Source organism: Asticcacaulis tiandongensis (assembly GCF_006475605.1).
GTDB classification, from domain to species: domain Bacteria; phylum Pseudomonadota; class Alphaproteobacteria; order Caulobacterales; family Caulobacteraceae; genus Asticcacaulis; species Asticcacaulis tiandongensis.
The window spans coordinates 307,545-322,082 of record NZ_ML636837.1 but is presented as its reverse complement, the minus strand read 5'-3'; the positions used below and the strand labels follow the sequence as shown (position 1 = coordinate 322,082).

Below are 14,538 nucleotides of genomic sequence, written 5' to 3'. Positions count from 1 at the left end.
GCCTATTGCCGTAAGGCGATGGTGACGCGGCTGCCGGAGGTGCGGGCAAACAGGTCGGTGCGGTACATGTCCTTGGCCTCGGCACCGGGCAGGTAATAGTCCCCTGCCGTTACTGCGCGGGCGACATAGGCGACGCGGAAGCTGTCGCTTGAGGTCGCATCGAAGGCGGCGACATAGCGGTCGTCGCGGGCTTCCTGAGCATCGGTGCGGGTCAGGCTTCCGGCGAAGCTGAACGGGCCTGAGCGGGTGTCTTCGGGCGTCAGGGTCAGTTCAATTTCGAAACCGGCGGGCAAGGCATCATCAATGACGATGGGCCTGCGACCGGCGTAACCGGAACGTCCGCTGATGACGACCATGACTTTTTGTCCCTGTACGATCTGAGACGGATCAAGGCGTTGACCGGACAGGGCGTAGTAGGTTTTATCGAGCGTCAGGCCATTGGCGACAGCGTTGGGTGTTGTCACAGGTACGCCGGTCACGGTGACCGTGCGCCAGACGGGGCCGGAACCTTCGTTTTTCAGTTTTGCTTCGCTGAGTTTGCCGACATTGAAGCGTTGCAGGCTCGATTTACCGTCAATGGCGATAACGCCTTCGCCCTTGATGTTCAGGGGGCCGGAAGCCTTAAGGAGGGCCGCTGAGGCACGGAGGATTTGCGCCTGTTCCTGTGTATTCAGGGCATCAGGCGATTTGATCTCACGCTCAAGGCGGGCAATCAACGGCTTGACGGCTTCGGCTTCGCCCACTTCGTAGCCAAGGGCGATAATGGCAGCAATGTCACGCAGGGGTGACTGATACCAGTCATTATTGGCCTTATAGCCAACCGCAGATACGGCCTGACGGAAGGCCGAGCGGGCGCGGGCCTTATCGCCCATCAGGGCCAGACCGGCCCCGACCTGAGCACGGGCCAGAGGTGATTTTTCCGATTTGAACTGTACGTCATGATACCAGCGCAGACGCGCCAGATCGCCGGAACCGCCCTTAGCCAGCACATAAAGCGCATAGGCCGAGCCGCGTGAGCGCAGGTCTTCGGTCGCGGCCTTGGCGGCAGGGGCTGTCCACCACGGGCCTTCGTTGACGCGGTTAATATAGGAGACGCTGGAATAACCGTCCGGACGGGCCACGTCACGCAGGCCGTTCAGGGCTTTTTCGAGGGCATCGGCAGGGACATAGACGCCCTGTTTTTTGGCCTCAAGCAGGAAGTCCACCGCATAGGCCCCAAGCCAGCCTTCGGCCTGACCGTCACCGGCACGCCACAGGCCGAAAGCGCCGTCGGCGGCCTGACGATCCAGTACCTTATTGACCGCAAGCTTCAGGATATTGTTGGCCTGTGTCTGATTGCCGCCGAGAGACGGGCTGACATAGATGCGTGGGTAGGCCGCCGAGATAATCTGTTCGGTGCAGCCATAGGGGTAGCGGTTGAGCGCGGCGGCCAGAGGGGCCGGATCAATGCCGCGGAAAGGGGAATAGGACACCTGAAGGGTGGCGGAACCCGGTTGCAGGCCATTGAGCAGCGAAGCCGGCGGCGTCCATGTCTGGTTGACCGCCTGTTGTTCAGTGATGACGCGGGTTTCGGCACCCCAGCCCATGCGGGTCTGGATATTATAGTCTTCGGTGAAGCTGTAGCCCTGACCGGACAGGCCGAGGTTCAGGGTCGAGACACCGACGGTGCGCGGGGCTTCGATTTCAACCAGTTCCGTGACGCGCTGGCCCTGATCGATATTGAAGGCTTTTTTGAAGGCCAGAACGATGCCCTTCATGCCATTGAGGACAAATTCATAGACGCCGTTTTTGCCTTCGACATTGTTAAGCTCAACCGTGGCCAGCGCCTTATCGCCCGGTGACAGGAAACGAGGCAAGGCCAGTTCGGCAACCACCGGCTGACGCACGGTCAGACGGTCTTCGGAGGACCCGACGGCTTCGTCTGTCCAGGCCACGGCCATGACCTTAAGTTCGCCATTGAACTTGCCGACCGGCAATTTGACGTGGGCCTTGCCATCAAGGCCGGTATTGACTACGCCCGACCACAGGGCGACGGTTTTGATCGGGGTGGTCGTCAGGCCTTCGCCGCCGATCTGGTCACCGCCATAGTTAAGCGTGGCGGGGGCACCGAGATTGGGGTCAAGCAGGCGGCTATAATCGTCACGGTAATCGACGCCGAGGGCACGCTTGCCGAAATAGAAGCCTGCGGGGTCGGGAGATTTGAATTTCGTCAGGTTCAGGATGCCCTGATCGACGACCGAGACTGAAACGCGGGCACGTTCACCGAACTTGGTGCCTTCGATTTTCAGAGGGACTTCGATAAAGGCCTGACCATTGGTGTAGTCGGGTTTGAGCACCTTATCCTTGAGGTCGAGTTTGACGTTCAGCTTACGCGATTTGGCTTCAAGCGGCACATAGATCAGGCCCATGGCGCGGCGCGGTTTGGAGGATTCCACCGGATCACGCGGCTGGATGACGCTGACCATGATATAGGCCCCGCCGCCCCAGTTGGCGTCGGTTTTCAGGCGTACCGTGGTGCCCTTGTCGCTGACGCTGACGGTTTTAAGATCAATCAGACGGTCGGTAGCGACCGCGATCTGCGCCTCGCCCTTATAGGGGGATTTCAGGGTGATATCGATGGTGTCGCCCTGAGCGTAGGCTTTCTTACCGGCGGTAATGCGGACAAAGTCAGGCGCTTCGGTGGCGTCGGTCGATGAGCCCCAACCCGACGCAAAGCGGATAATGGTGCGGGCACCGGTCTGTTCATGGGTGACCTCAAGGCGGTAGTCGCCCCAATCCAGATTACGATCAAAGCGTAAGCCGGTATTGGCGTTGAGGTCATAATCCTTATCGGAGATGACGACATCCTTGGAGGTGCGTCGCCACTGCCAGCGACCGTCCTGCTGGTACCAATCATAGTTCCAGTTTTCAGCAATCAGGCGCACCTTGACGCCATTGATGCTGATCTTGGTGCCGTCGGCATTGACGCCGATAATCGAGATCAGGCTCTTGGGCGCACGGTAGTCGGTGGTGTCCTCACTGTCGATCTTCACACCGAAATAGACGGGTTTGGTGCGGATGCGCAGGGTTTGGGATTCACGCACCGGACGTCCGCCCGGTTCAAAGACTGCTGCGGTCAGAAGCACTGACAGGGGCTGATCGGTGTCACCGGCCTCAGAGGCACGCAGCGGGAAGGTCGCCTTGCCTTCGCCATCGGTGACGGTTTCCGGCAGGTCTATATATTTCTCGGCAAAAGGTGTCTGCTCGTTGCCGAAGCGATAGTCCTTATGCTGCGGGAAGGGGTTGAAGTCGCGGCGGATGCGCGCTTCGCCTGAGACATTGAGGCCAGAACCGACGGCCCCATAGAGGAAACGGGCCGTCACGCCGACGGCGCGGGTTTCATCGCTGGTCAGGGCCTGTTTGGCATTGGCCTCGACATCGACGCCCAGACGTTGCGGGGCGAAGTCTTCGACGGCAAAGGACAGATTGCCGGAATCGCCGTCAATGCCCTCGATCTCGAGACGGGCGCGCCACTGACCACGCGGGGCGGTGGAGGGCAGGCTGATATTGGCCAGTGCAAAGCCCTGAGGCGTTTTGTCGAAGGGGAAGCGGAAGGCTTCGACGCCTGAGGGGCGCGTAATGACCAGAGCGCCTTTGCGATCCTTGATGGCCTTACCGGCATTGTCGCGCACCAGCGCCACCAGACGCACAGTTTCACCGGGGCGGTAGATGCCGCGATCGGTATAGAGGAAGCCATCGACCATGCCATTGGCGACACGGCCTTCGGTCAGGTCAGAGCGGCCTTCGACGCCGCGACCGGAGAAATCGACCGGTGAGCTGTTGATGTCGGTGGCGGTGAAATCATCGGCGGGGCCATAGGCCATGATCATGCGCGGCGTCAGGGCGTCTTCGCCCTTAAGGAGCGCCTTGGGGAAGGTTGCGCGGCCATCGCTGCCGGTGCGGGCTTCGCCCAGTTCCTCGCCGTTTTGCGCCACAAGGGCAACGCGGACATTATTGACCGGCTTGGCCGATTTCAGCGAGCGGACGACGACATCAACGCCCTGAGAGCCGCTATAGGTGGTCAGGGCGAGATCGGTGAACAGTACCCAGCGGCGGGCCTGTGCCGGTTGATCGTTTGGTTTCTTGTCCCGGCCACCGGAGGCGTCGCGTACCTTGATGACATAGGCACCGGCTTTCAGGTCCTTAAGGACGGCCCCTAACGGGAAGACGGTCGTGACGCGTTCACCGGCATTGCCGCGCACAGGCACGGTGCCTGACCAGACCTTACGGCCTTCGCCATCGGGGCTGTCTTCGGCCCACGGGCCGTCATAATTATAGTCGCCTTCGGCCACGGGATCGGGGGCAGACAGGGTCTTGCGCACCAGATTGCGGTCGGCGACGCGCCAGACCTCAAAAGCCAGTGACGAGACATTGAGGGTTTCGACGGCGACGCCATCGGCATCTTCGCGCGGCAGGATGACGCCATTGCCGGCAAAACCGACATAGGGCGGCTTTTCGCCAAAGGCAAAATCGATGTCGGTATTGGCTTTCAGGGTGTCCTTGCCATCAGAGGGCAGGCCCTTGAGGACGGTGATGCGGCGGTCGGTAAAGCCGAAGCCGCTGACGCAGAGTTCGGAACCCTTAACGGAGACGGCGGGTTTGGAGGGCAGTTCAGGCGAGACCAGCACATAGTCGCCATAGGCTTTCGAGGCATCAAGCGGCTTTGAAAATTCGATACAGGCGGCGGGTGTTGCGCCCGATAAGTCGAGACGGTGCTTCCAGACGGCGAAACCGGCGGGTTTGCGGTCAACGGCGCGGGGGGCATCCTTGTCGCGGGGCTTGCCGAACAGGCCGCTGACGGATTCACTGACCGATACGGAGTCCTTACTGGGCCGGAAACCGCCTTCGGTGGCCTTGGCGGTCAGAAAGCCTATGCTGAAGCCTGAGATCAACACCGCCGCTGCGCTGGCGATGACGGTACGGTTGCGCCAGTCGATCATATGGCCGCCTCTGTTTTTAATGACAAAATAAGTGGATTAAAATTGCTGGAGACTGAAACGCGGAAAGGGAAAAAGATCAAGTTAAATTATCTTTTTACCATACAAGCTGTGTGGGTATCGTTACGTTAAGACTTTTGTAAAGGAAGCACCCTAACCCTTTCATCATATGAATCGTTACATTCCCGATCGTAACTCAAGTGACAGGTTAAGCGTTTGAGCCAGTTTTCCAGAGTATTGGCCCTTGTTGTCGATGATAACCACTATATGCGGGTTATCGTAAGTACCATGCTGCGCTCTATGGGGATCGTGCATATCCGCGAGGCGTCGGACGGGGCTGAGGCGCTTGAGATCGTGCGCGACTGGCGGCCCGATGTCATTATCCTCGATCTGGTGATGGAAACCATTGACGGCATTGAGTTCACACGGCTTTTGCGCACGGGCGTCGATAGTCCGCACCCCTATGTGCCGATTATCATGATGACCGGCCACACCGACCGTTCGCACGTCATTGCCGCGCGGGACGCGGGGGTGAATGAATTTGTCGCCAAGCCTTTGACGGCGCGGGCGCTGATCGACCGGATGAAAAGCGTGATCGAGAACGAGCGGGCCTGGGTTAAATCAGCTGGTTATACCGGCCCTGACCGCCGTCGTCGTCGGACCGCCGATTACAAGGGCCCGTTCCGGCGCTCGTCCGATAAGGCGATTATGGATTAGGCTATTTTATCGCACCTGTTTCACATGAAATAGGTATCGCCAAAGATAGGCGGATGTTCTAAAACCTGCCGCATGAGCGATATGTCTTCTAATGATCCGGTGAAAACCTCTCCGTTTGGTTTTCGTGATGTTGAGGCCACCGAAAAGGTCAGCCTTGTGCACAACGTCTTCAGGTCGGTGGCGTCGAAATACGACCTGATGAACGATGTCATGTCCGGTGGCGTGCATCACATCTGGAAGGATGCGGCCTGTGCCAAGCTTAATCCGCAGCCGGGTGAGGTGATCATCGACTGTGCCGGTGGTACGGGGGACATTGCGCGGCGTCTGGCGAAGCTGGCGCGTAAGGCCAAGGCACGGCGTTTCGGCACGTCAGGCGGTCAGGACGTTCAGATCAATATTATCGACTATAATCAGGCGATGATCGAGGCGGGTATTGCCAAGGGCACCGAACCTGAGATCACCTGGTCGGTGGGGGATGCCATGAATCTGGCGATCCCTGACAACAGCATCGATGCCTATATTATTTCGTTCGGTATCCGTAATGTCTCGGATGTGCAGGGCGCGCTCAATGAAGCGAAGCGGGTGCTGAAACCGGGCGGGCGTTTTTTCTGCCTTGAGTTCTCGCATCCGACGACGGGTCTGGTTGAGAATTTTTACGAATTCTATTCGTTCAAGGTCATTCCGTTCATGGGGCAGCTTATTGCCAATGACCGTGACTCCTATCAGTATCTGGTGGAGAGCATTAAGCGCTTCCCTGATCAACAGACGTTCAAGGGCATGATCGAGACCGCCGGTTTCAAACGGGCGGGCTATACCAACTTCACCGGCGGCGTCTGTGCGCTGCATTACGGGTGGGCGTAAAACGGTGTTTGGTTCGTTCGGGCGTCTGATCAAGGCCGGTTTCCTGCTTCTGCGCGAAGACGTGCTGATCCCGCGCGAACTGTCACATCATCTAAGTCCACCCGCGCGGTTTTTTGGCGGCAGTTTACGTTTTTGGTTTGCCCGTCGCGGCATTCAGGATCGCGTGGGCTTACGCTATGCGCGGGCGTTTGAAAGTCTGGGGCCAGCCTTCATCAAGCTGGGGCAGGTCTTATCGACGCGGGGCGATATTTTCGGCCCTGAGTTTATCCGCGATCTGGCGCACCTTAAGGACCAGTTGCCGCCGTTTGAAGACGCGGTGGCGCGTCGCCTGATTGAGGAGGCCCTTGAGCAGCCGGTTGAGACCATCTTTGCCGAATTTGGTGAGGTGATCGGGGCGGCGTCTATCGCTCAGGCGCATCGCGCGGTGCTTAAGGACGGGCGCAAGGTGGCGGTGAAAATTCTCCGTCCACGCATCGAGCAGATTATTGCCGATGACATTGCCATGATGCGGCTGGCGGCGCGGCTGATTGCCTTTTTCTCACCGGCGTCGCGGCGTCTGGAGCCGGAAGCCTTTGTCGATACGGTGGCGCAGTCTTTGTTGCTTGAGCTTGATCTCAGGCTTGAGGCATCCGCCGCCGATGAGCTTGGGGCGATTATCAATGCCGAACCCTATATGTCCGCGCCCAAGGTGGTGTGGCATTATGTGGCGCGTCGGGTGATTGTCGTCGAATGGGCCAATGGTGTGCCTTTAAGCCGCCCTGAGGCGTTGAGTCTGCCGGGGATTGATCCGAAGGGGATGGCCGATAATCTGATCCGATCGTTTTTGTCTCAGGCGCTGAATCATGGCGTGTTTCATGCCGATCTGCACGAAGGCAATCTGTTTGCGCAGGCCCCTGATCATCTGACGGCGATTGATTTCGGCATCATCGGGCGGCTGAAACCGGCGGAACGGCTTTATCTGGCGGAGATGCTGTGGGGGTTCCTGCGGCGCAACTATCGCCGTGTGGCCGAAGTGCATTTCGAGGCCGGATATGTGCCGCGACATCACAATGTCGAGGCCTTTGCACAGGCGCTCAGGGCCGTGGGGGAGCCGGTGCTGGGCAAGGCGGCGACCGAAGTGTCGATGGGGCGCTTGCTGACGCAGTTGTTCGAGATTACGGCGCAGTTTGACATGCACCTCAGGCCCGAACTGGTGCTGCTGCAAAAGACAATGGTCAGTGTCGAAGGTGTCGCACGCAGGCTCTATCCCGAACACGATATCTGGGAAGCGGCACGGCCGGTGGTAAGGGAGTTTATCTCCAAGGAATTGTCGCCGGTGGCTGAGGCACGGCGGTTGATCGATAAGCTGGTGCAACGCCTTAAGGACGATGATCCGGCGGAACGCGCCATGCGGGATCAGGCCTTGTTATTGCTGGTCAAATCCGAACTGAAGCAGAGCCGCAACCTGTCGGTGCTGGCGGTGGCGACGGCAGCGCTGGCGCTTGGGGTTATGGTCTGGGTGGCGCTGACTTAGTCTTCACGGATGGTGCGGCGACCGGCTTCGATCTGTTTCTGTTTCTGCCAGTAGTCGGCCCCGTTATCGGGGCGGAACATGGTGCGCGGGGCACCGGCTTTGGTCATGACGGCAAAGATGTTTTGCGGGCGGTTATAAAAAAGCGTGTCGCCGTTATTACGCTGAAGGCGTTCGGTGCCTTTGGGCGGGGAATGGACAAAGCCATGCACCAGAGACAGCCAGTGTTCATAGGATTGCGCTCCGAAGGCATGGCCATGCTTTTCGTAATGATAGGTGGCGTTCTCATAGGCCGTATATTGTCGGTTGGATGACCACAGCGGCCACTCGCCGTAACGGGTGCGGGTGATCTTAATATCATCATTAGCGGGCGCGGTGGTCGCTTCGGGGGTAATTTCCACCGGCGGCGGGGCGCTGTCGGGTGTAGCCGGTGCTGCGGCGTGACGGGCGGGGGCGGTCTGTTCAGTAGGGGAGATGCCTTCGCCGTCAGGTAAGACCGCACTGGGGCCAGCGTCACAGGCCACCAATAAACAGAGGCCGAGGAAGGCCAAAAAGCGTTGTGCGATTGTCATTCCTGCCCCATATACAAACCAGACTGATCCCCATTCTGATCAAAAGATTATTAGGGCGTAATCCATGACCGTTGCAAGTCCTCCGCGTATATTGCTCATCGTCGGTGGGGGTATAGCTGCCTATAAGGCGCTGGAGCTTATCCGCCTGATCCGCAAGGCGGGGCTAAATGTGCGCGTGGTGCTGACCAAGGCCGCGCAGGAATTTGTTACGCCTCTGAGTGCTGGATCATTGAGCGGTGACAAGGTCTATACCGATCTGTTCGATCTGACGGACGAAGCCGAGATGGGCCATATCACCCTGTCGCGGCAGGCGGAACTGGTGGTGGTGGCGCCTGCGACAGCGGCTTTGATGGCCAAGCTGGCGACGGGGCTGAGTGATGATCTGGCGTCCACGCTGTTGCTGGCGACAGACAAGCCGGTGCTGATGGCTCCGGCGATGAATGTGCGCATGTGGCATCATGCGGCGACGCAGCGCAATCTTGAGACCTTACGTGCGGATGGTGTGGCGTTTGTCGGCCCTGATGAGGGCGATATGGCCTGCGGGGAGTTTGGACTCGGGCGGATGGCGGAACCTGAGGCGATTTTTGCCGCCATTCAGGAGGCTTTGAAGCCGAAAGCACAACCGCTTAAGGGGCGGCATGTGCTGATCACGGCAGGGCCGACTTTTGAGCCGCTTGATCCGGTGCGTGGGGTGACCAATCGTTCAAGTGGCAAGCAGGGTTATGCCATTGCCGAAGCGGCGGTCAGGGCGGGGGCGCAGGTGACGCTGGTATCGGGGCCGGTAAATATTCCGACGCCTGCGGGTGTTGAGCGGGTCGATGTTGAAACCGCGCAGGAGATGTATGACGCGGTGCATTCGGCCCTGCCTGCGGATGTGTTTATTGCCGTGGCGGCGGTCGGCGACTGGCGGGCCAAGGAAATTGCCCGCGACAAGCAGAAAAAGGGCGAGGATGGTGAGTTAACCATTACGCTGGTTAAAAACCCTGACATTCTGGCGTCTGTGGGCAAACATGAAAGCCTGAGGCCGCAACTGGTGGTCGGATTTGCGGCGGAAACACGCAATGTCGAGGTCTATGGCCGCACCAAGCTGCGCACCAAGGGGGCCGATGTCATCATGGCCAATGATGTGTCGAAAGACGTGTTTGAACGTGACACGACCAATATGATCCTGATTGACGAGTCAGGTCCGACCAATGCCAAGCTTCTGACCAAGCGTGAAGCCGCTGAAGATTTGATCCGTTATATAGGAACCCGAATTAAATGACCGATACTGCCCGCCTTGTGCGTTTGCCCCATGCCGCTGATCTGCCTGTGCCTGCCTATGAGACGGCAGGGTCGGCGGGGCTTGATCTGAGGGCCGCTATTGCCGAGGGCGAGGTGCTGACACTTAAGCCTTTCGGGCGGGCGCTGGTGCCGACGGGGCTGAAAATGGCTGTGCCGCAGGGGTTTGAAATTCAGGTGCGCCCGCGTTCGGGACTGGCGCTGAAGCATGGCATTACCTGCCTCAATACACCGGGAACGGTCGATTCGGATTATCGCGGGGAAGTCTGCGTGATCCTGATCAATCTGGGGGATGCGGATTTTGTTATCCGGCGCGGGGATCGCATTGCCCAGATGGTCGTGGCCCGTCATGCCCGTATCGAATGGGACGTAGTCGAAAGTCTTGATGACACGGCACGCGGCGCGGGCGGGTTTGGTTCAACCGGACGCGGGTGATTTCGTCTGCAGGCGTGGCCCGAACGACACGAAACCGCTCTTTACGAGGCGACAAAAGGCACGCACACTCCTGATCGGGGATCAGGTGTGAGAGGGGGTATGCATGTCGGATATAGTCGATTTTTTAGCGGTAATCGTGGATCAGGTTCGCGCCTCTCTGGTGGGCCTGAGTCTGTTGCCTGTGCTGGTTATCAGTCTGTTGATCGGTATTATTCAGTCAAAGAAAACGGCCTATGCGCTTAAGGCGCTTCTGGCGACGGGTTTGAGTCTGGGCGTCGCAGCACTGTGGCCACTTAAAGATGGTTTGACGCCGGTGTGGCCCGATGTGATGGCCATTGAAACCCATATTCGGTTGCTTGTGACGTTCGTACTAGCCTTTCTGATCATCCGCTTTTTGTGCGTGATCAAGAACACCATCTCGCTGACGCCGAAAAAGGTTTAGTGTCACAGAAGTAAGATGCCCCCTCTGTCGCTTTGCGACATCTCCCCCAACAAGTTGGGGAGTATGATCAGAAGCCGAGGACATCCTGCATATTGTACAGGCCGACTGGTTGTTTGACACCATATAGGGCGGCCTCGACCGCGCCACGAGCAAACAGAGTACGGTCGCGGGCCGAGTGCGACAGGGTGATGACCTCGTCTTCGGAAGCAAACAGGACACTGTGTTCGCCGACGATGCCACCACCACGGATCACGGAGAAGCCAATCGTGCCGGTTTCACGCTGTCCGGTCAGGCCATCGCGGGCTGCCACCTTAACGTCGGGCAGGTTGACCTCTCGGCCTGCGGCGGCGGCTTCACCGAGCATCAGGGCGGTGCCGGAAGGCGCATCGACCTTGCGCTTGTGGTGGGCTTCAAGCACTTCGATGTCCCAGTCGTTAGCCGACAGCTTTTCGGCGGCCTGTTTCACCAGACCCATCAGGATGTTGACCCCCAGCGAGTAGTTGCCGGAGCGGATGATCACGACCTCAGAGGTCAGGGCATTGAGCGCTGCGTCGTCCTGAGGCATGAAGCCGGTTGAACCGATAACATGGGTCAGGGGCTTGCTGCGCTTTTTGCCTTCGGCGGCGGCGGCCTTGGCGATGCTTAGGGAGGCGGCGGGGGTCGAGAAGTCGATGATGGCATCGGCCTGAGACAGGTCAAGGGCGTCGTCCTTGTCGATCTCAGTCACGATTTCAAGGCCGCGCTCCTTAAGGACACGGATGACGGCCTGACCCATACGGCCCTTGGCGCCGGTGACGGCAAAACGAACAGATGACATTTTCAGGATACTCTTATTTCGGGGCGCGCTTGGCGAGGATGCGTTGCAGGGTGCGGCGGTGCATGTTCAGACGTCGCGCCGTTTCCGACACATTGTGGTTACATAGCGCATAGACGCGCTGAATGTGTTCCCAGCGCACGCGGTCGGCGGACATGGGATTTTCGGGGGCTTCGGGGGCGTGGTCTTCGAGGGCCAGAAGGGCTTTGACGACATCATCGGCATCGGCGGGTTTGGACAGGTAATCGACCGCGCCGGATTTCACGGCAGCGACGGCGGTAGCGATATTACCATAGCCGGTCAGCATGATGGCGCGGGCATCCGGGCGTTTCTGGTGCAGGGCTTCGACGGCCTTGAGGCCATTGCCGTCTTCGAGGCGCATATCCATGACGCCAAAAGCGGGGGGATTGGTTTCGATGATTTTCAGCGCCTCAGAGACGCTTTCGGCAGGAGTAACGGTAAAGCCGCGCACTTCGAGGGCGCGGGCCAGACGCTGGCGGAAGGGGGCGTCATCATCGAGCAGGATCAGCGTGCGGTCGCCGATTTCCGCCAGACGCGCCTCAATCGCTGATTTGCTGTCTGTGCTGTCATCATCCATCAGGCTGTTTCCTTATGCAGTGGGTGTGGGGACATGATCCCACACAATATCGATCTCATCGCGCTGCCACAAGAGACGCACATAGGCCCCTCCCGCGTCCCGGTTGCCATACCGTACCGTGGCGCCGGTATGTTCGCAAAGGGTCTTGGCGATGAAAAAGCCCAGTCCCATGCCGCCGCCAGTACCTACGCGGCCATCGACCTGACGGGTCGAGACATAGGGGCCGCCAAGTCGCGACAGAATTTCCGGTGAAAAGCCCGGCCCGTCATCCTCGACCGACAGGCTGACTGAGGCCTCATAAATTTCAACGCGTATCCAGACTTCGCTGGCGGCGAAATCAATAGCGTTTTCGACAAAGGCCCTCAGGGCATGCAGCCATTCGGGGCGGCGCTTAATGCTGATCAGGGTGCCGGCGTCCTCATCTTCGGGCAGGTTTTCGGCCGTGACGGTGATGTGGATTGCCTTATCGTAGCCGCGATAGGGACGGGCGACTTCTTCGAGAAAGGCCCTGAGCGGCATCTGGTCATAGACCTGATCGCGGGTTTCGGGTTTCTGGGACAGGTTTTTCAGGATGTCGCGGCAGCGCTGGCTCTGGGAGACGAGCAGTTCAGCGTCTTCGTGCAGGGGGTCAGAGGGCTTTAATGACCGCAGCATTTCGCGCGCCACAACCTGAATGGTGCCGAGCGGGGTGCCGAGTTCATGGGCGGCGGCAGCGGCGAGACCGCCCAGGGCCGACAGGCGGTGTTCTTTTTCAAGCACGGCGCGCGTGGCGTTGAGCGCCTGTTCCATGCGGCGGGCTTCGAGGGCGGCCTGCCAGGCATAGCCTGCGGTAAAGACGATGCCGATCAGGATGGCGGCGAGGAAGCCCAGACGATAGACGTGCGGCAGGCTGAAGGTATCACCTTCGGCCCACGGCAGGGGCAGGGACCAGAAGACCAGAGCGCAGGTGGCCAGCACCGAGACGATGACAACGCCTGCTCCGTAACGCGTCGGCAGGTTGGCGGCGGCAACGGTCGCCGGTGCCACGAGCATCAGGCAGAAGGGATTGTTCAGTCCGCCGGTGGCCCCCAGAAGGGCAGCCAGTTGCAGGGCGTCGAAGCTGAGTTGCAGGGCGGCTTCCCAGTCTCTTAGCTGGCGGCGCGTCTGGCCGCTGAACAGCAGGATGAGATTCAGCCACACGCTGGCGGAGATGATGCCGAGACAAAGCCAGAGGTTAAAGTGGTAGCCGAAGCCATAGGCGACGGTCAGAACCAGAAGGCTTTGGCCCAGTATGGCCAGCCAGCGCAGGTTGATCAGGGTGCGGAGGTTCAGATTGTCGCCGCTGGTCAGGGAGGCTTCGGTCGCAGGGGCGGCGTCACCTGAAATCAGTCTCTGGCGGGGGGCGGCAAGTTTTTGTTTAAACCATTGGCGCAAGGGGTGGGTTCGCCTATAGAGACTGTTTCATAAGGTTTAGATTTCAGGCGCTTTGCAGCGCTCAGGGAACACATAGATGAACAAGTGGCGGCTGACAATTATCCTTGTGGTTTTAGCGGGGCTGGTGGGGCTGGCGGTCTGGGGCTGGGGCAATACCTTGCGCGGCACGTCGCCGGTGGTGACCTCAAGCGTGGTTGATCCTTCGGTGCGTATCGGCGGGGCGTTCAGCCTGACAGACCAGAACGGTAAGGCGCAGACGGAAAAGCTGCTTGAGGGCAAGTGGACGGCGGTGTTTTTCGGGTTCACCTATTGCCCGGATATCTGCCCCCTGACGCTTCAGACGCTGGAGCAGGCGCGCACGCGTCTGGGCAATAAGGGCAAGGATCTGCAATTTGTATTTATCACGGTTGATCCTGAGCGGGATAATCCGGCAGCGATGAAGTCCTATCTCAATAGCAGCGGTTTTCCCGAAGGTGTGATCGGTCTGACTGGCACGGATGCGCAGATTGCCCAGGTCGCCAAGGCCTATCGCGCCACCTATGAAAAGGTTGGCGAGGGGCGCGACTATACGATGAACCATACTTCGGTGATCTATCTGATGAACCCTGAGGGGGAATTTGCCGATCCGCTGGCCTATGGGCTGACGCCGCAGCAGATGGCCGATGTGATCTCCAAAGCGATGGCGGCAGACAAATAAAAAAAGCGCATCCATCGGGGAGGATGGATGCGCACACATCAGAGGGGGAGATATCAGGAATGATGTCGATCAGGCGGACGCTTTCACATCCGTAAAGGCAGAAATATCAGGTTCGGGCTGGGGGGGCTGTTCAGGGAAGAACCTGAGCGGTCCAGCCTGACCGACAAATCCTTTATGCACGTACATGTAGGCGGAGAGGTGGCGGGAATAAGGTCATTTAAT

At 59.1% G+C, this 14,538-nt stretch carries 12 protein-coding genes; 7 read left to right on the top strand and 5 right to left on the bottom strand.

The window, feature by feature from the left end; genetic code table 11:
* Nucleotides 1–2 precede the first annotated feature (2 nt).
* Nucleotides 3–4,979, bottom strand: coding sequence for an alpha-2-macroglobulin family protein (locus E5201_RS01460; protein WP_140984220.1), 4,977 nt, complete (start codon nt 4,977–4,979; stop codon nt 3–5).
* Between the two features lie 213 nt (nt 4,980–5,192).
* Here E5201_RS01460 and E5201_RS01455 point away from each other — a divergent pair, with 213 nt between their 5' ends.
* From E5201_RS01455 to ubiB, 3 genes are all read left to right on the top strand, one after another.
* Nucleotides 5,193–5,693 carry a response regulator gene (locus E5201_RS01455; RefSeq protein WP_140984219.1) on the top strand — a complete coding sequence of 167 codons (501 nt, stop codon included), beginning with the start codon at nt 5,193–5,195 and terminating at the stop codon, nt 5,691–5,693.
* A gap of 81 nt (nt 5,694–5,774) precedes the next feature.
* On the top strand, nt 5,775–6,554 hold the full coding sequence (locus E5201_RS01450) for a class I SAM-dependent methyltransferase (protein ID WP_425456556.1): 780 nt from the start codon (nt 5,775–5,777) through the stop codon (nt 6,552–6,554).
* Nucleotides 6,538–8,067: a 2-polyprenylphenol 6-hydroxylase gene (ubiB, locus tag E5201_RS01445; protein WP_140984597.1), complete on the top strand. Its 1,530-nt coding sequence runs from the start codon at nt 6,538–6,540 to the stop codon at nt 8,065–8,067. Before E5201_RS01450 ends, ubiB begins: the two co-directional genes overlap by 17 nt.
* On the opposite strand, the gene E5201_RS01440 is transcribed toward ubiB, so the two are convergent.
* Nucleotides 8,064–8,636, bottom strand: a complete 573-nt coding sequence (locus tag E5201_RS01440; protein ID WP_140984217.1) for a hypothetical protein — start codon at nt 8,634–8,636, stop codon at nt 8,064–8,066. The genes ubiB and E5201_RS01440 overlap by 4 nt on opposite strands.
* Before the next feature lie 64 nt (nt 8,637–8,700).
* Here E5201_RS01440 and coaBC point away from each other — a divergent pair, with 64 nt between their 5' ends.
* From coaBC to E5201_RS01425, 3 genes are all read left to right on the top strand, one after another.
* A complete protein-coding gene (gene coaBC, locus E5201_RS01435) occupies nt 8,701–9,900 on the top strand; it encodes a bifunctional phosphopantothenoylcysteine decarboxylase/phosphopantothenate--cysteine ligase CoaBC (RefSeq protein WP_140984216.1) in 1,200 nt (399 codons plus the stop codon).
* Nucleotides 9,897–10,352, top strand: a complete 456-nt coding sequence (gene dut / locus E5201_RS01430) for a dUTP diphosphatase (RefSeq protein ID WP_140984215.1) — start codon at nt 9,897–9,899, stop codon at nt 10,350–10,352. Before coaBC ends, dut begins: the two co-directional genes overlap by 4 nt.
* A gap of 103 nt (nt 10,353–10,455) precedes the next feature.
* Entirely contained in the window at nt 10,456–10,794 is a 339-nt protein-coding gene (locus E5201_RS01425) for a hypothetical protein (protein WP_140984214.1), read from the top strand.
* 67 nt (nt 10,795–10,861) lie between these two features.
* Here E5201_RS01425 and dapB read toward each other — a convergent pair whose 3' ends face one another.
* Genes dapB through E5201_RS01410 form a run of 3 tightly spaced genes read right to left on the bottom strand, consistent with a single transcriptional unit; the run spans nt 10,862 to nt 13,619 of the window.
* Nucleotides 10,862–11,611: a 4-hydroxy-tetrahydrodipicolinate reductase gene (gene dapB / locus E5201_RS01420; protein WP_140984213.1), complete on the bottom strand. Its 750-nt coding sequence runs from the start codon at nt 11,609–11,611 to the stop codon at nt 10,862–10,864.
* A gap of 13 nt (nt 11,612–11,624) precedes the next feature.
* A complete protein-coding gene (locus E5201_RS01415; RefSeq protein ID WP_140984212.1) occupies nt 11,625–12,206 on the bottom strand; it encodes an ActR/PrrA/RegA family redox response regulator transcription factor in 582 nt (193 codons plus the stop codon).
* Nucleotides 12,207–12,218: 12 nt separating this feature from the next.
* Entirely contained in the window at nt 12,219–13,619 is a 1,401-nt protein-coding gene (locus E5201_RS01410; RefSeq protein ID WP_246050348.1) for an ActS/PrrB/RegB family redox-sensitive histidine kinase, read from the bottom strand.
* Between the two features lie 76 nt (nt 13,620–13,695).
* Here E5201_RS01410 and E5201_RS01405 point away from each other — a divergent pair, with 76 nt between their 5' ends.
* The gene (locus E5201_RS01405) at nt 13,696–14,316 is read left to right on the top strand and encodes an SCO family protein (protein WP_140984211.1); all 621 of its coding nucleotides are present in this window, start codon (nt 13,696–13,698) and stop codon (nt 14,314–14,316) included.
* The last annotated feature ends 222 nt before the right edge of the window (nt 14,317–14,538 follow it).